Here is a 16625-nt window from a genome sequence, read left to right on the forward strand (position 1 = left end):
AATGTCCCAACGTCAGAGCGGCACCGTCAAGTGGTTTAACGACGAGAAAGGTTTTGGTTTTATCACTCCAGAGAGCGGTCCGGATCTGTTCGTACATTTCCGCGCTATTCAGGGCAGCGGCTTCAAAAGCCTGAAAGAAGGCCAGAAAGTGACTTTCGTTGCTGTGCAAGGCCAGAAAGGCATGCAGGCTGACGAAGTACAAGCAGAAGGCTAATCTTCTGTAACGAAAAAGCCCCTGATAGTGATATCAGGGGCTTTTTTGTGCGCGTAAATCCGTAAAATGGCTTCTTTTGCGCTCAGAGGCAGCCATGTCGAAACACCTGCTCAACCCCCAAGGCGACTTTCCCGCCGTCGGCCTGGGTCGTCGCCTGGCTGCAATGTTCTACGACTTCCTGCTGTGTACCGCTCTACTGATCGTCACCAGCGGCATTTACAAGATGATCCAGATGGCGATCATCGGCGAAGACCGAATGCGCACCCTGACCGAAGCCGGCGCGCTGGACGGTGACCCACTGCTGTCGACGGTGCTGCTGTTCGTGCTGTTCGGCTTCTTCGCCAAGTTCTGGACCTGGTCAGGCCAGACCCTGGGCATGCAGGTGTGGTGCATCCGCGTACAAAACGCCGACGGCTCATCCATCAGCCTGTGGCAGGCGCTGTTGCGCTTTGTGGTCTCAATTGCGTCCTGGTTATGCCTCGGGCTGGGGTTCTTCTGGTCGCTGTTCGACAAACAGAAGCGCAGCTGGCATGACATCTACTCCAATACCCAGCTGGTACGCATTCCGAAGAAAACCAAATAATTGTGGAAAGCGAAAATCACTGTGGGAGCGAGCCTGCTCGCGTGAAGAGGGTGTGTCAGTCAACATTAATGTTTGCTGATACACCGCCTTCGCGAGCAAGCTCGCTCCCACAGTTTTTGCGACAGGGCTGAAAGCTCTTAAGCGTTGCCGGCCAGCTTCATCCGCGCCGCCTGCGTGAAATCGAGCATCCGCTTCAACGGCCGAATCGCCTGTGGAATCAACGCCGGGTCGACGAAGATCTCGTTGGTGCCCTCCCGCAAGCTCTTCAGCGTGCGCTCGAGGGTGTTCATCGCCATCCACGGACAATGCGCGCAACTGCGGCAGGCAGCGCCGTTACCGGCCGTGGGTGCTTCGATAAAGACCTTGTCCGGGCACAGCTGCTGCATCTTGTAGAAGATGCCGCGGTCAGTGGCGACGATCAGCGTCTTGTTTGGCAGGCTTTGCGCCGCAGCGATCAGCTGACTGGTGGAACCTACCGCATCGGCCAACTCGATCACTGCGGTCGGCGACTCCGGGTGCACCAGAATGGCCGCATCCGGGTACAGCGCTTTCATGTCTTCGAGCTGTTTGGCCTTGAACTCTTCGTGAACGATGCAGGCACCGTCCCACAGCAGCATGTCGGCGCCAGTCTTGCGCTGAATGTAAGTGCCCAGGTGCTTGTCCGGGGCCCAGATAATGGTTTCACCGTTATCCATCAGGCTTTCGACAATTTCCAGCGCGCAGCTGGAAGTCACCACCCAGTCCGCCCGGGCTTTGACCGCCGCCGAGGTGTTGGCATACACCACCACCGTGCGCTCCGGGTGCTGATCGCAGAACGCCGAAAATTCATCCACCGGGCAACCCAGGTCCAGCGAGCAGGTCGCTTCCAGGGTCGGCATCAGCACACGTTTTTCAGGGTTGAGGATTTTCGCGGTTTCGCCCATGAATTTCACACCGGCGACCACCACGGTCTTGGCGGGATGGGCATTGCCGAAGCGGGCCATCTCCAGAGAGTCGGAGACGCAGCCACCGGTTTCTTCGGCCAGGGCCTGAATGACTGGATCGCAATAGAAGTGGGCAACCAGCACCGCGTCCTGAGCTTTAAGCTCGGCAGCGATGGCAGCGCGGTAATAAGCCTCTTCCTCGGCAGTCAGCGGCTTGGGCTGCTTGGCGTCGAGGTGGGCTTGAACCAGAAGGCGTTCGGAAATCTGCGTCATGTTCGCAAGACCTGCAGGCGCTTTCGCGCGAAAGTCGAGTATACACCCGGCTCCGGACCCTTCGGGGTACCGCCGGGAGAGTGAGTATTCATCAGGCACGGACAGCGTTGAAGCTGCGCAAGGCTACAGAATATCCGGTGGATGCAAAAGATGATTCTGACCTGCGTCACGCAGTGCGATCCCGGAATGAGATGACCTCAAATCGCGGGCAAAAAAAAACCCGGAAATCCTCACTTACGTGGGCCTTCCAGATTTTTTAAAATGGTGGGTCGTGTGGGATTCGAACCTACGACCAATTGGTTAAAAGCCAACTGCTCTACCAACTGAGCTAACGACCCGCTGTGTGGTGGCGCGTATAATACTGATTTTTAAGGACTATTCAACACCTAATTTGAAATAAATCAAAAATAAGGTGTCGGGTCGCTGATTCCGGCCGCCGCAAAGCCTTCTGCACGCAGACGGCAGCTGTCGCATTTACCGCACGCACGGCCGTTATCGTCCGCCTGATAGCAGGAAACGGTCAGCCCGTAATCGACGCCAAGCTTCACGCCCGCCTGAACGATCTGCGCCTTGCTCAGGTTCTGTAATGGCGCCTGGATACGGAAGCCCTGCCCCTCTACCCCGGCCTTGGTCGCCAGGTTGGCCATGCGCTCGAAGGCTTCGATGAACTCGGGACGGCAATCCGGGTAACCGGAATAATCCACCGCGTTTACACCGATAAAGATGTCACGTGCACCCAGCACTTCGGCCCAGCCCAACGCCAGGGACAGAAACACCGTGTTGCGCGCCGGCACATAAGTCACCGGAATGCCTTCGCTCGGCGCCTCCGGCACGTCGATGGAGCTGTCGGTCAGGGCCGAGCCACCGATGCCATTCAGGTTCAGGCCGATCACCTTGTGCTCGATCACACCCAGGTCGCGGGCAATACGCTCGGCGGCATGCAGCTCGGCACGGTGGCGCTGACCGTAATCGAAGCTCATGGTGTAGCAGCTATAGCCTTCGGCACGGGCCATGGCCACGACTGTCGCCGAGTCGAGACCGCCGGACAGCAGGATGACCGCACGTTTTTCAGCAGTGTTCAGTTGTTCAGTCATTTCAGCGCCCCGGCTCGTCATTCCAAAGATATTTATGCAGCTGCAATTGCAGACGCACAGGCAGATTGTCCGCCACCACCCAGTCCGCCAGATCACGCGCATTCAGGTCATGGTGGCTCGGCGAGAACAGGACTTCGCCGACACGCTCGCTCAAACCGTACTGAATCAGCTTGGACACGGCCCAGTCATAGTCTTCCCGCGAGCAGATGACAAACTTCACCTGATCGTTGGGCGTGAGCAGTTCGATGTTCTCGTAGCGGTTGCGGTGGGCTTCTTTCGAACCCGGGGTTTTCAGGTCGACGACGCGACTGACCCGTGGATCGACCGCCGAGATGTCCAGCGCGCCACTGGTTTCCAGCGACACTTCGTAACCGGCGTCACACAACTGCTTGAGCAAAGGGATGGCATTGGGTTGCGCCAGGGGCTCACCACCGGTGACACAAACGTAACGCGGGCGAAAACCGGCCACTTGCTCGAGGATGTCGTCAAGCGTGCGAAGGGTGCCGCCAGTGAAGGCGTAAGCACTGTCGCAGTATTGGCAACGCAAAGGGCAACCGGTCAGGCGCACAAAAACAGTGGGCAGCCCGGCAGTCCGCGTTTCACCCTGCAACGAGTAGAAAACTTCGGTGATTCTCAATGTGTCTTGCATAGTCGCCACGGGCGTAACAGCTAAACAGGCTGTCCGCCTCCGTCAGGCACTTCAAGGAACCCCGCCAACGCGCAGATCCCAAAAAGCGTGTTTCATAAAAAGGGCATGAATTCTAACGAAAAAACCCGCGACAAGCGCGGGTTTCTTCAAAACAGGTCAAACAGACTTACATGCGCTGCAAGTCGCGTTGCGCCAACTGAGCAGCGGAAGTGCCCGGATATTGGGACACGACCTGTTGCAGAATGCCTTTGACTCGGTCGGTATGACCGAGGCGGCGCTCTACATCAGCGAGCTTGTACAGCGAATCAGGCACCTTGGGGTGCTTGGGGTACAACTGCGAAACCTTGGCGAAGGCCTGACCTGCACCTTGCAGATCGCCTTTGGCCAGGTTCACTTCACCCAACCAGTACTGGGCGTTGCCCGCGTATTGGCTGTTCGGGTATTTGCGCAGGAATGCGGCGAAAGCCTGGCTGGCCTTGTCGAAATCCTTGGCTTTGATCAGGTCGAAGGCTGCATCGTAATACAGTTTTTCCTTCGCCGGATCAGCCGGTTCGCCACCCGCGGCAGGCGCTTGTGTGGAAGTGGCAGCGGCGGCCGCTCCCGCACCTGCGCCGGCTGCTGCACCGGGGGCATTCACATTGCCACCGGCGGAAGAATTATCAGGAGTCGCGGCTGGTGCAACGCCGGTTCCTATGCGCCGATCAAGATCCTGATATCGCTCCAGGTTCTCTTGCTTCATGCGCGCTACATCATTTTGCAGAACTTCGATCACACCTTGTTGGCGTGAGATCTGCTCCTGCATGGATTGCAGTTGGTTGAACAGCTCGCCCTGTGCCGAGACAGGGGCCGAAACCCCTCCCCCGGCATAGGCGCCGTTCGTACCGTAACCCGCAGGCGGATAACTGCTCCCGCTATTGTTATAGCCGGAGTTGTCCTCGACCACAGGAACCGCAGCCCACACCGCAAGCGGTGCGAGGCTGAGAGCCAAAACAGTTACAGCACGACGGCACGTTCGCATGACGAATTACTTACGCAGTTCGACGCGACGGTTTTGAGCCCAGGACTGCTCGTCGTTGCCGGTAGCAACTGGACGCTCTTCGCCGTAGGAAACCAGTTCCAGCTGAGCTGGGGAAACACCTTGCAGTACCAGGTAGCGCTGAACGGCTTTCGCACGACGCTCGCCCAGTGCCATGTTGTACTCACGAGTACCACGTTCGTCGGTGTTGCCTTCCAGAACAACGCGAGCGCCGTTTGCTTTCAGGTCTTTGGCGTGAACGTCCAGAGCGCGCATGGCTTCTGGCTTCAGGTCCGAGCTGTCGTATTCGAAGTAGAAGGTGGTGATTGCGCGCAGAGCAGCTTCTTCGCTCAGGGAGCCGTCAACTGCACCAGTGTTAGCGCCGTAACCAGCGTTTGGATCTACAGCGCCTTCACCGGCGTTGTCGCCGCCTTTGGACGAGCAACCTACAGCTACAGCCATGGCCAGAGCCAGCGCAGCAAATTTACCAAACTTCAGCATTTCCATCGTGAAACTCCTAATGAACCCCAGTGTGTTAAGTAAAACGTATAGCGCCGCGTCAGTTCAGGTAAGGGGACCAGGACGGTTCTCTGACTTCGCCTTGTGCGGTAGGAAGCGGGAGCCTCACGCGTCCATTAATGGACACGAGCATCAAGACTCCCCGGCCCTGCTGGCGGGTGGCGTAGATTACCATGGTGCCGTTGGGCGCAACAGTAGGAGACTCGTCCAGAGTGCTATCAGTGAGGATCTTTACACTACCGCGCTGCAAATCCTGGGCCGCCACCTTGAAGTTGGTGAAACCGTCCTGGCGGTGAATCATCACCAGGGTCTTTTCATCGGCCGACAGTTTAGGGTTGGCGTTGTAGTTACCAATGAAGGTCACACGCTCCGCACCACCACCGCCTGCGCTGGTTTTGTAGATCTGAGGCTTGCCGCCACGGTCGGAGGTGAAGTAGATGGTCGAACCATCCTTACCCCAGAACGGTTCGGTGTTAATGCCAGGACCATTGGTGACACGAGTGATCTGACGCGACCCCAGATTCATCACGTAAATGTCCGGGTTACCGTCTTTCGACAACACGAATGCCAGACGATTGCCATCCGGCGACCAGGCTGGCGCGCCGTTCAGGCCTTCGAAGTTGGTGATCTGCTCACGGCGACCGGTGTCGATGTTCTGCATGAAAATGCGCGGACGCTTCTGCTCAAACGACACATAGGCAATGCGCTTGCCATCCGGTGCGAAACGCGGCGACAGGATTGGCTCACGCGATTGCAGCAGCGTCACGGCACGGGCACCGTCGTAGTCCGAACGTTGCAGTGTGTAGCGAGTGTTCTTCTCGGAGAAACGCTCAGCCGTCACGTACAGCAGACGTGTCGAGAACGCACCTTTGATACCGGTGAGTTTTTCGAACGACTGGTCGGAGATGTAGTGCGCCATGTCGCGCAGCTGATCAACGCCGCCCGACACGCTGCCGGTCAGCACTTGCTGCTCGGTGGCGACGTTGAACAGTGCGTATTGCACCTGCAGGCGACCGCCCGCCGGAACAATGCTGCCGACCATGACGTACTGGGCGCCCACCGCCTTGAAGTCACGGTAGATGATTTCGCTGGCCTGGCTTGGCTGGCTGATCATGTTCTGCTTTGGAATCGGCGCGTAGTAACCCGAGTTGCGCAGGTCGTTACCGATAATCTCAGCCATGTCGTCCGGCAGCACGCTACCGCCCTGGAAGCCGAAAGGCACAACGGCAATTGGAGTTGCCTGGGAGCTGCCACTGCTGACCAGGATATTTTTTTCATCTGCCGTGGCCAGTCCTGCAAAGCAGAACATGACTACAAGCAGTCCTCGAAGAAGGTTTCTCACAAGGCTAGATCCTCAGGTGTGAATGTCATCTTGAATGAACGATAGGGTGCGAAATCAGCTGGCTTCAAACCCTGCATTTCGGTCAATCGACCAATATTTTTTACAGCCGCGACTGCAGAACTGTCGAACGGCGCGTCACCGCTGGAATGAGCAACCGAAACACCGGAGATCGTTCCGTCAGGGAGCATGTTGATTTGCAGAATCACCTTCATGCCCTTGCGGGCCGACGGTGGCTGCGCCCAACCTTCAGATGCTCGCGAACGAATCAGATCATCAAAGTTGCCCGCAGTTTCATCGCCCTGCTCATCCGCCAAAGCCTGCTGACGCTCGGTCTTATCGGACAGCAAGTCAGCCAGAGCCTGAGCCTTCTTGTCCTCTACCGATTTACGAGCCGCATCCTGCGCTTTTTTCTTCGCGGCATCGGCAGTCGCTTTCTTCTTCGCGTCTTCGGCGATTTTCTTCTTCGCCTCTTCCGCTTCAGCTTTCTTCTTGGCGTCTTCCGCGGCTTTCTTCTTCGCGTCCTCGACGATCTTTTTCTTCGCTTCTTCAGCGGCCGCTTTCTTGGCCTCTTCTTCAGCAGCTTTTTTGGCTTCTTCTTCGGCTTTCTTCTTGGCTATATCAGCCAATTGTTTCTCTTCGGCCTTTTTGGCTTCGGCGGTCTTCTTCGCTTCGTCGGCTTTCTTGGCTTCATCAGCCTTTTTAGCCTCCTCCGCTTTCTTCGACTCGTCAGCCTTCTTGGCTTCCTCGGCCTTTTGAGCCGCTTCTTCTTTCTTTTGTTCCGCAGCCTTCACCGCTTCCTGCTCGACCTTCTTCTGTTCCATCTGCTCGACTTCGGTCTGACGCGCAGCAGATTTCTGCGCCTCACCCGCGATCTTCTGATTGGTCTGGGTGGTCGCCCGACTTTTCGATTTCAGCTGGTACAGGGTTGCCTGGACAATCGGCTTGGCCGGCGGCAGCTCCGGTGTGAAGGCGAAACTGACAAACAGCATGCCGAACACCAGCACGTGCAAGACAATCGCCCAGACACTAGGCCAGAAGTAGCTTTCCGAGGCGGACGGCTCTCGCAGTTGCTGCATCAGGGCGCCTCGGTAATCAAGCCAACATTACCGACCCCGGCCTTCTGCAACCCGCCCATGGCACCCATGACGGAGCCATAATCGACGGTTTTGTCGCCACGAATGAACACCTGCGTGCGCTTACCGTTACTGTTGCCGGCGTCGATGATCTTTTTCACGGCACTGGTCATTTGCGGCAAGGTCATGGCCTTGTCCTGCTGCTTATCGGTGTCGACTTCACTGCCAAGGTTCCAGTAGTAGGTCTTGTCAGCCTTGATCGAAATGGTCAGGACCTGAGTGTTGTTGTCCTGCGGCAAGGCTTCGCTGGAAACCTTGGGCAGATCAACTTTCACGCCCTGATTGAGCATCGGCGCGGTCACCATGAAGATGACCAGCAGTACCAGCATCACGTCGATGTAAGGCACCACGTTCATCTCGGCAACCGGCTTGCGCTTTTTGCGAGCTCGAGCGATTAAAGCCATTGGAAATTACCTGCTTATTCTTCGCTGGTGTGCACTTTGCGGTGCAGGATCGCCTGGAATTCGTCGGCGAAGGTGTAATAGCGGCCCAGCAGGGTTTCGCTGCGAGCAGCAAAACGGTTGTAGGCGATAACGGCCGGGATAGCGGCAAACAGACCGATCGCGGTAGCAACCAGTGCTTCGGCGATACCTGGAGCCACAGTGGCCAGGGTCGCTTGCTGGGCGGTCGCCAGACCACGGAAGGAGTTCATGATGCCCCAGACCGTACCGAACAGACCGATATACGGGCTGACGGAGCCGACGGTGGCGAGGAACGGCAGACTCTGCTCGAGCTTCTCTTCCTCACGGGAGATGGCTACGCGCATGGCACGCGCCACGCCTTCCATGACCGCTTCCGGATCAACGCCCGACTGCTGACGCAGACGGGAGAATTCCTTGAAGCCGGCACGGAAAATCTGCTCGACGCCGGAATCCGGATCAGGGTTGCTGCCGGCCTGACGGTAGAGTTTGGACAGATCGATACCGGACCAGAAGCGCTCTTCAAAGCTCTCCAGGGCACGTCGACCGGCGCGCAGCAAGTTGCTGCGCTGAAAGATCATGATCCACGAGGTCACCGATGCGGCTACCAGGATCAGCATTACCAGTTGCACCACGACACTGGCATTGCTGACCAGGCTCCACATGGAGGAATGGTCGACGACGTTAGCTTCCACGCTTTATCTCCTGCTTTGAGTGTGTACCCGCGCCGCTCACGTCGGCAAAGGCCGCACGTAGAGCTTCGGGAATGGCCCGGGGTTTCAAACTGTTAGTGCGCACACAGGCCACCAGAAACTGCCCTTCGCAGAGCAGCACATTATCCGTAGCCCGCCTGACCTGCTGCTTGAAGCGCAGGCTGGCACGGTTCAATTCAATTACTTCAGCGCTTACCAGCAGTTCGTCGTCCAGTCGCGCCGGCGCGTGGTAACGCGCTTCGCTGGAATGCACGACGAACAACAGGTCCTCCCCTGCCAGCGCCGACTGGGCAAAGCCCAGCTCCCGGAGCCGCTCGGTTCGAGCCCGTTCCATAAACTTGAGGTAATTGACGTAATACACGATGCCGCCGGCATCGGTGTCCTCGTAATAAACGCGACAACGATGTGCGAACGGCTCAAGCCCGTTTTGCGCGCGCATACTCTAGTGCTTACTCCTCAGGTTGCCAATCCGGCGCGGCAACTGTTTTTCATTGATTCGCGGCTTTCTGGCGAAAGTACCGTCCTGGGACAGCACAAACCCCGAATAAATCAGCCCGCAAAGGTGATTAATCGTCCACGGCATCGAGGAACTCGTCTACCACGGGCATCTCGCCCAATCGTGACGGGATGTTTAAGCCGAAGTGCAAATACGCATGCCGGGTGACCACCCGCCCCCGCGGTGTGCGCATGATGTAGCCCTGCTGGATCAGGTACGGCTCCAGCACGTCTTCAATGGTGTGGCGCTCTTCACTGATTGCAGCGGCCAGACTGTCCACCCCCACTGGCCCACCGTCAAATTTCTCGATCATGGTCAACAGCAGGCGTCGGTCCTGATGGTCGAAGCCACGCTCATCGACATCCAGCAGGTTCAAGGCCAGGTCGGCGATCGGCTTGGTAATATGCCCCTTGGCACGAACCTCGGCGAAATCCCGGACCCGGCGCAGCAAGCGATTGGCGATCCGCGGTGTGCCACGGGCACGCCGGGCGATTTCAAAGGCGCCTTCCGGGTCCAGCGGCAAACCGAGAATGTTCGCCGAACGGCTGACAATCGTTGCCAGGTCGGCGGTGCTGTAGAACTCCAGGCGCTGGACGATCCCGAAACGATCGCGCAACGGGTTGGTCAGCATACCCGCACGGGTCGTTGCACCAACCAGGGTAAACGGTGGCAAATCGAGCTTGATCGAGCGCGCGGCCGGCCCTTCGCCGATCATGATATCGAGCTGAAAATCTTCCATGGCCGGGTACAGCACTTCTTCGACGATCGGCGACAACCGATGGATCTCGTCGATGAACAGCACGTCATGGGGCTCAAGGTTGGTCAGTAATGCAGCCAGATCACCAGGACGCTCGAGGACCGGCCCTGAGGTGCTTTTGATCGACACGCCCATTTCCTGGGCAATGATGTTGGCCAGCGTGGTTTTACCCAGCCCCGGCGGGCCGAAAATCAGGGTGTGATCCAGCGATTCATTGCGTCCACGCGCGGCCTGGATGAACAACTCCATTTGCTCGCGAACGGTTGGCTGGCCAATGTATTCGGCCAGGCTGACAGGACGAATCGCCCGGTCCTGGACTTCCTCGCGGTCACGGGGGCCACCCGTGGCAGCGATCAGACGATCAGCTTCAATCACTTAGATCATTCCCTTCAGGGCACGACGAATCATGTCTTCACTGCTCAAACCTTTCTCCTTGATCGCGGAAATCGCCTTGCTGGCTTCCTGCGGCTTGTAGCCCAGGGAAATCAGCGCGCTGACCGCGTCATTTTCGGCGGTGGCCACCGGAGTCGCATCTGGCCCACCCGGCTGGTTTGGCACCAACGCGAACATCGCCGGTACGGTTTCCCAGGCCTTGAAACGATCCTTGAGCTCCACCAGCAAACGTTCGGCAGTCTTCTTGCCAACGCCCGGCACCTTGGTCAGCGCCGAGGTATCCTGAGACTGCACACAACGGACCAGCTCGTCGACCTCCAGGCTCGACATCAAGGCCAGCGCCAGTTTCGGCCCTACCCCATTGAGACGGATCAGTTCGCGAAAAAAGTCTCGCTCACGCTTGCCGAAGAAGCCATAGAGTAACTGCGCGTCTTCGCGTACGACCAAATGGGTGTGCAAGGTCAGCGGTTCACCGACCGACGGCAAGCGATAAAGCGTGGTCATGGGCACTTCCAGCTCATACCCCAGACCGTTTACATCCAGAATCAGGTGCGGCGGCTGTTTTTCAGCCAAAGTACCGCGCAAGCGTCCAATCACGTTTCAGATCCTTGAGCATTGGCCAGATCAGTGCTGGCGACTGACAGAACAAGGGTTTTGCGCCGACAACACAGGCGCAAAACCCTCATCCCACAAAAAAAGATTGCTGATGCTATCAGAGACGCAGGCGCCCGCCACGACTGCGTGCCGTGCCCAGGCCATGGGGCAACAGGCTGGATCGGGTGTGAGCGTGGCAAATTGCGATAGCCAGGGCATCCGAGGCATCGATTTGTGGCTTGCTGATCAGTTTCAGCATGTGCATGACCATCATTTGCACTTGTTCTTTATTTGCCCCGCCTGTACCGGTCACCGCTTGCTTGACTTGGGTTGCGGTGTACTCGGCGATTTCCAGGCTTTCTTCGGCACCGGCCACGATGGCTGCGCCGCGGGCCTGGCCGAGCTTGAGGGCCGAGTCGGCGTTGCGGGCCATGAAGACCTTTTCGATGCCCATGGTCACCGGGCCGTAGGTCTGGATCACCTCGCGCACGCCCCGATAGACGATTTGCAGGCGTTCATGCAGCTCGCCGGAGCCCGTGCGAATGCAGCCCGACGCCACGTACACGCAGCCTCGCCCGGTATCACGTACCACGCCATAACCGGTGATGCGCGAACCGGGGTCGATTCCAAGAATTAAAGTCATAACGCCTGCGGGTTAGGTAAGAGCACATTATTCAAGCCAGCTCCCACAATGAACTTTAGTCGCCCTTAACCGAGCTGCGCGGCCACCGCTTCCGGGATGTCAGCGTTGGAATAGACGTTCTGCACGTCATCCAGGTCTTCGAGCATGTCGATCAGCTTCAGGACTTTCTCCGCGCCTTCCAGATCCAGTTCGGCACTGGTCGTCGGCAACATGACGATTTCCGCATCGCTGCCCTTGAAGCCTGCGGCCTCCAAGGCGTTGCGCACGGAATAGAAGCCGGCGAACGAAGTGAACACGTCGATGGAGCCGTCTTCGTTGGTCACCACGTCATCGGCGTCGGCTTCCATGGCCGCTTCCATCAGCGCGTCTTCATCAACCCCTGGCGCGAAGGAAATCTGCCCTTTGCGTTCGAACAGATAAGCCACCGAACCATCGGTGCCAAGGTTGCCGCCGCACTTGCTGAACGCGTGGCGAACAGCGGCTGCGGTGCGGTTGCGATTGTCGGTCATGCATTCGACCATCACCGCCACGCCGCCCGGGCCATAGCCTTCGTAGGTCAGCTCGACCATGTCATCGGTATCGGCAGCGCCGGCGCCACGGGCCACCGCGCGGTCGATAATGTCACGGCTCATGTTCGCACCGAGCGCTTTATCCAGCGCCAGACGCAGGCGCGGGTTGGAGCCCGGATCAGCGCCGCCCTGACGGGCAGCGACCGTCAGTTCACGAATCCACTTGGTGAAAATCTTGCCCTTCTTGGCATCCTGACGTTCTTTGCGGTGCTTGATGTTCGCCCACTTGGAATGACCCGCCATAACTCGCTCCGAATTTCTCTTTGAAACATCGCCCGCCACACAGGAGTGTCGGCCAGCAACAAAAAATCTCGACCTAAAGAAAAGGCGCATCCCAAAAGGATGCGCCTTTGCGGTCAGCTTTACTCTGCCTTTGGCGCTTCGCGCAGACGAATGTGCAATTCGCGCAACGCCTTGGCATCTACCACGCCTGGAGCCTGCGTCATCACGTCCGCAGCACTCTGGGTTTTCGGGAAGGCGATCACTTCACGGATCGACTGGGCGCCGGTCATCAGCATCACCAGACGGTCCAGACCGAAGGCCAGACCACCGTGCGGCGGCGCGCCGTATTTCAGGGCGTCGAGCAGGAAGCCGAATTTCTCTTCCTGTTCCGCTTCGTTGATACCCAGCAGACGGAAGACCGATTGCTGCATTTCCTTGCGGTGGATACGGATCGAACCGCCACCCAGCTCGGTGCCGTTCAGGACCATGTCGTAGGCACGGGACAAAGCGCCAGCCGGGTTGGCTTCCAGCTCTTCAGGAGTGCACTTCGGCGCGGTGAACGGGTGGTGCAAGGCGCTGAAGCTGCCGTCGTCGTTCTCTTCGAACATCGGGAAGTCAACGACCCACATTGGCGCCCATTTGCAGGTCAGCAGCTCGAGGTCATGGCCCAGCTTGATCCGCAGTGCGCCCAGGGCTTCGCTGACGATCTTGGCTTTATCGGCGCCAAAGAACACGATGTCACCATCGACCGCACCCACGCGATCGAGGATCACGTTCAGGTTGGCTTCAGGGATGTTTTTCACGATCGGCGACTGCAGACCTTCAACACCGGCAGCACGCTCGTTGACCTTGATGTACGCCAGGCCCTTGGCACCGTAGATGCCGACGAACTTGGTGTAATCGTCGATCTGTTTGCGCGGCATGCTCGCCCCGCCTGGAACGCGCAAGGCGGCGATGCGGCACTTCGGGTCGTTGGCCGGGCCGCTGAACACCTTGAAATCGACTTCCTTGAGCTGATCGGCAACATCCACCAGTTCCAGCGGGTTACGCAGGTCTGGCTTGTCGGAACCGTAGCGACGCATGGCTTCTTCGAAGGTCATGTGCGGGAATTCGCCGAATTCCAGGCCCAGCACTTCCTTGAACAGGTTGCGGATCATGCCTTCGGTCAGGCCCATGATGTCTTTTTCATCGAGGAAGCTGGTCTCGATGTCGATCTGGGTGAATTCCGGCTGGCGGTCAGCCCGCAGGTCTTCGTCGCGGAAGCACTTGGCGATCTGGTAGTAACGGTCGAAGCCGGCCACCATCAGCAGCTGCTTGAACAGCTGAGGCGATTGCGGCAAGGCGAAGAACGAACCGGCGTGAGTACGGCTCGGCACCAGATAGTCACGCGCGCCTTCCGGAGTCGCACGGGTCAGGATCGGCGTCTCGACGTCGAGGAAACCGTTCTCGTCCAGATAGCGGCGGATGCTGGTGGTCATGCGCGAACGCAGACGCAGCTTCTCGGCCATTTCAGGGCGACGCAGATCAAGGAAGCGATAACGCAGGCGGGTTTCTTCGCCAACGTCGGAGAACTCGTTCAGCGGGAACGGCGGGGTTTCCGATTCGTTCAGCACTTCCAGCTCGTAGCCCAGGACCTCGATCATGCCCGACGCCATGTTGGCGTTGGTTGCACCGGCCGGACGCAGGCGAACCTTGCCGGTGATCTTCACGACGTACTCGCTGCGCACGCGATCGGCGGCAGCGAAGCTCTCGGCGCGGTCCGGATCGAACACCACCTGGGCCAGACCGTCACGATCACGGATATCGAGGAAAATCACCCCGCCATGGTCACGGCGACGGTGAACCCATCCGCAAAGGGTAATTTCCTGGCCTTCCAGGCTTTCGTTCAGTTGGCCGCAATAATGGCTGCGCATCATGGTAGTGGTTTCACTTCTCGTAATTCGAAATTCGGGTGGAGGTCTTGCCGCACCACCGCACTTGAATAAGGTGCCAGATGATGCAAGAGCTCGCGCGTGTCGTTCAACCCGGGCGCTAGACCCTAGTCAGCTTTGTCGCCACCGGCCAGATTTTTCTTGGAACCGGTCTTGAAGTCGGTTTCGTACCAGCCGGTGCCACTGAGGCGGAAACCGGGCATGGACAGCATCTTTTTAAGCTCTGGCGCCTGGCAGGCAGGGCAGTCGACCAGCGGTGCTGCGCTGATCTTTTGAATGGCTTCCAACTGATGACCACAGGAAGCACATTGGTAATCGTACATTGGCATGGGGGTTGTCTCGGCGATCAGATTGCTACCGCGTGTGCAGGGCTTTGCGGCAAAGAGCGGGATTATATCCATTAAATGCGGCCTGTGCAGCCGTAAGACTGCACAGACCGACACTCTACTCATTCAGCTGCTCTCGCTAAGCCATGACAGGGCAACTGCCCTCCTTCAGGCTGTGCACGACGCAGACAACCCTCACCAGCCCGGTGAAGTTTTTCACCCCGCCATGGCGCAAGTGCACTTCGCGATCCACATGGGACAACAGCGCGCTGACCGAGCAGCAATTGACCTTGGCCATGTCGCCCAAAATATCCCAATAGACCTGCTCAAGCCGCAAACAGGTCGCAAAACCATTCAAGCGCACTGACCGGGATAAGGGCTGGGCCAGCCCCATATCGAATTCGCTGACAAGTGAATCAATACTTACATCCTTGAATGGACCGATCCTCCCCTCGCTCTGTCTGTCTTCATGAACCATACCGTTGACACTCCTTTGTCATCCTTGCTGCTTGTAAGGGCCATATTCTGTTTCCTTATAAAAGCGCAGGCGCAACGGTATATCCAGACGACTTTATGACCATCAACGTAGGATAAGCCAACAACGGAGGGGCGATCATGGAGCTCGTCCTACGCAGGACGATTTCCTACGAAAATTGACGCAATATCACGCGACTAAAAGGCAAGAGACCTCGGAAATACAAGGCGCGAACAACCATCGGCAAGTGTCATCCGAGCACCATGCCAATGGAAGCGCCGCTGGACCGCCTGATTTGAGTAGCCGCAGGCTTTGCTGTTAAATAGGCAGTGTGTCGCTACCGCCTATTTTCCGGGGGCTGCGCATAGGCTGATATCAGGTACGTGCCCAACGCCTCTTATTTGTTCTGAAGCGAACCGTGCTCTATCAGCTCTTCCTTGTGATCCGTCTTAACGTGAGTTAATCAAAATGTTGAAAATCGTCCACCTGCTAATGGGCGCAGCAGCCCTGCTGCTGTCCTTCATCCCTAGCCTGCGATCCGAAGCGGTACCTTACCTGCAACAACCCGATGCGCTGTACCTGGCCTTTTTCGGCCTGCTCAACCTCACCCTCGCTCCTGTTATCCCTTACTGGAACAAAGGCCCGCGTCATCAATTGCAAAACCTGGTCAGCGCCTTGCTGGTTCTGGCTGTCGTACTGCAAACCCTGACGCTGATTGCCCCGATGCCCGTCATCGCCGGTCAACCTGCCGTTCTGTTCAGCCTGGTCGTTGCCCTGATTGCCGTATTTCTGCACCTGGCCGTCAGCTTCTACAAATCTTCACCGGCCGCCGCCGCGCCAAGCTATGACATGAGCAACCGCGATACTGGCACCGTCAAATGGTTCAACACCTCCAAAGGCTTCGGCTTTATTTCCCGTGACTCCGGCGATGATATTTTCGTGCATTTCCGGGCGATTCGCGGTGAAGGCCACCGCGTCCTGGTGGAAGGCCAGCGCGTGGAGTTCTCTGTCATGAATCGAGACAAAGGCTTGCAAGCCGAAGATGTGATCGCCGCACTGCCGCGTCGCTGATCCAAGGCGAAAAAAAAACCGCGAATAGCTTGGCTGTTCGCGGTTTTTTATTACCTGTTTCTTAGTAATGGGGCGGTGGCGCCTCTTCTTCTTCAAGCGTCGCAAACTGGCCGGCCATTTCTTCCTGCCGCTTGAGCAACGCCGCCATTTGCAACTGCAGACGTTCGACCATCCGCTGCTGCGCCGCCAGCACATCATTCAATGTCTGGATGGTGTCATCCTGAAACGCCAGCTGGCTTTCCAGATCGGTAACGCGCTCTTCCAGGCTCAT

At 57.8% G+C, this 16625-nt stretch carries 21 protein-coding genes and 1 tRNA gene; 3 read left to right on the plus strand and 19 right to left on the minus strand.

The window, feature by feature from the left end:
• The first annotated feature begins 1 nt into the window (after window position 1).
• Window positions 2-214: a cold-shock protein gene (locus J3D54_RS01840; protein WP_105346577.1), complete on the plus strand. Its 213-nt coding sequence runs from the start codon at window positions 2-4 to the stop codon at window positions 212-214.
• A gap of 94 nt (window positions 215-308) precedes the next feature.
• Window positions 309-797 (plus strand): RDD family protein, encoded by a 489-nt coding sequence (locus J3D54_RS01845; protein ID WP_086944499.1) that lies wholly within the window; start codon window positions 309-311, stop codon window positions 795-797.
• A gap of 137 nt (window positions 798-934) precedes the next feature.
• On the opposite strand, the gene nadA is transcribed toward J3D54_RS01845, so the two are convergent.
• The 18 genes from nadA to J3D54_RS01935 form a co-directional block, all read right to left on the minus strand.
• Window positions 935-1993, minus strand: coding sequence for a quinolinate synthase NadA (nadA, locus tag J3D54_RS01850; RefSeq protein ID WP_253416464.1), 1059 nt, complete (start codon window positions 1991-1993; stop codon window positions 935-937).
• Between the two features lie 262 nt (window positions 1994-2255).
• Window positions 2256-2331, minus strand: a tRNA-Lys gene (locus tag J3D54_RS01855).
• A gap of 63 nt (window positions 2332-2394) precedes the next feature.
• Window positions 2395-3087 carry a 7-cyano-7-deazaguanine synthase QueC gene (gene queC, locus J3D54_RS01860; protein ID WP_253416465.1) on the minus strand — a complete coding sequence of 231 codons (693 nt, stop codon included), beginning with the start codon at window positions 3085-3087 and terminating at the stop codon, window positions 2395-2397.
• A 1-nt stretch (window position 3088) separates the two neighbouring features.
• Complete coding sequence (queE, locus tag J3D54_RS01865; RefSeq protein ID WP_253416466.1) at window positions 3089-3736, minus strand: 7-carboxy-7-deazaguanine synthase QueE; 648 nt, start codon at window positions 3734-3736, stop codon at window positions 3089-3091.
• Window positions 3737-3902: 166 nt separating this feature from the next.
• The gene (gene ybgF / locus J3D54_RS01870; RefSeq protein WP_253416467.1) at window positions 3903-4754 is read right to left on the minus strand and encodes a tol-pal system protein YbgF; all 852 of its coding nucleotides are present in this window, start codon (window positions 4752-4754) and stop codon (window positions 3903-3905) included.
• Between the two features lie 6 nt (window positions 4755-4760).
• Window positions 4761-5258, minus strand: a complete 498-nt coding sequence (gene pal / locus J3D54_RS01875) for a peptidoglycan-associated lipoprotein Pal (protein ID WP_003178634.1) — start codon at window positions 5256-5258, stop codon at window positions 4761-4763.
• A 52-nt stretch (window positions 5259-5310) separates the two neighbouring features.
• On the minus strand, window positions 5311-6579 hold the full coding sequence (gene tolB, locus J3D54_RS01880; RefSeq protein WP_018926495.1) for a Tol-Pal system beta propeller repeat protein TolB: 1269 nt from the start codon (window positions 6577-6579) through the stop codon (window positions 5311-5313).
• Between the two features lie 29 nt (window positions 6580-6608).
• Complete coding sequence (gene tolA / locus J3D54_RS01885) at window positions 6609-7688, minus strand: cell envelope integrity protein TolA (RefSeq protein WP_018926496.1); 1080 nt, start codon at window positions 7686-7688, stop codon at window positions 6609-6611.
• Complete coding sequence (tolR, locus tag J3D54_RS01890; protein WP_253426461.1) at window positions 7688-8140, minus strand: protein TolR; 453 nt, start codon at window positions 8138-8140, stop codon at window positions 7688-7690. Before tolR ends, tolA begins: the two co-directional genes overlap by 1 nt.
• A gap of 23 nt (window positions 8141-8163) precedes the next feature.
• Window positions 8164-8859 (minus strand): protein TolQ, encoded by a 696-nt coding sequence (gene tolQ / locus J3D54_RS01895; RefSeq protein ID WP_018926498.1) that lies wholly within the window; start codon window positions 8857-8859, stop codon window positions 8164-8166.
• Window positions 8849-9316, minus strand: a complete 468-nt coding sequence (gene ybgC / locus J3D54_RS01900) for a tol-pal system-associated acyl-CoA thioesterase (protein WP_253416468.1) — start codon at window positions 9314-9316, stop codon at window positions 8849-8851. Before ybgC ends, tolQ begins: the two co-directional genes overlap by 11 nt.
• Window positions 9317-9443: 127 nt before the next feature.
• Window positions 9444-10505 carry a Holliday junction branch migration DNA helicase RuvB gene (gene ruvB, locus J3D54_RS01905; protein ID WP_034149142.1) on the minus strand — a complete coding sequence of 354 codons (1062 nt, stop codon included), beginning with the start codon at window positions 10503-10505 and terminating at the stop codon, window positions 9444-9446.
• Entirely contained in the window at window positions 10506-11120 is a 615-nt protein-coding gene (ruvA, locus tag J3D54_RS01910) for a Holliday junction branch migration protein RuvA (RefSeq protein WP_123367884.1), read from the minus strand.
• A 115-nt stretch (window positions 11121-11235) separates the two neighbouring features.
• The gene (gene ruvC, locus J3D54_RS01915; RefSeq protein WP_253416469.1) at window positions 11236-11760 is read right to left on the minus strand and encodes a crossover junction endodeoxyribonuclease RuvC; all 525 of its coding nucleotides are present in this window, start codon (window positions 11758-11760) and stop codon (window positions 11236-11238) included.
• Between the two features lie 65 nt (window positions 11761-11825).
• Window positions 11826-12572 carry a YebC/PmpR family DNA-binding transcriptional regulator gene (locus J3D54_RS01920; RefSeq protein WP_018926501.1) on the minus strand — a complete coding sequence of 249 codons (747 nt, stop codon included), beginning with the start codon at window positions 12570-12572 and terminating at the stop codon, window positions 11826-11828.
• Between the two features lie 119 nt (window positions 12573-12691).
• Complete coding sequence (gene aspS, locus J3D54_RS01925; RefSeq protein ID WP_028939414.1) at window positions 12692-14467, minus strand: aspartate--tRNA ligase; 1776 nt, start codon at window positions 14465-14467, stop codon at window positions 12692-12694.
• Window positions 14468-14589: 122 nt separating this feature from the next.
• Window positions 14590-14811: an FmdB family zinc ribbon protein gene (locus tag J3D54_RS01930; RefSeq protein WP_010457489.1), complete on the minus strand. Its 222-nt coding sequence runs from the start codon at window positions 14809-14811 to the stop codon at window positions 14590-14592.
• Between the two features lie 136 nt (window positions 14812-14947).
• The gene (locus tag J3D54_RS01935; RefSeq protein ID WP_253416470.1) at window positions 14948-15286 is read right to left on the minus strand and encodes a ribbon-helix-helix domain-containing protein; all 339 of its coding nucleotides are present in this window, start codon (window positions 15284-15286) and stop codon (window positions 14948-14950) included.
• 465 nt (window positions 15287-15751) lie between these two features.
• Between J3D54_RS01935 and J3D54_RS30320 the strand changes: the two genes are divergently transcribed.
• Window positions 15752-16354 (plus strand): cold-shock protein, encoded by a 603-nt coding sequence (locus J3D54_RS30320; RefSeq protein ID WP_301293302.1) that lies wholly within the window; start codon window positions 15752-15754, stop codon window positions 16352-16354.
• A 61-nt stretch (window positions 16355-16415) separates the two neighbouring features.
• Here J3D54_RS30320 and J3D54_RS01945 read toward each other — a convergent pair whose 3' ends face one another.
• Complete coding sequence (locus J3D54_RS01945; protein WP_105346612.1) at window positions 16416-16625, minus strand: SlyX family protein; 210 nt, start codon at window positions 16623-16625, stop codon at window positions 16416-16418.

It is taken from the genome of Pseudomonas sp. GGS8 (genome assembly GCF_024168645.1).
GTDB lineage: Bacteria > Pseudomonadota > Gammaproteobacteria > Pseudomonadales > Pseudomonadaceae > Aquipseudomonas.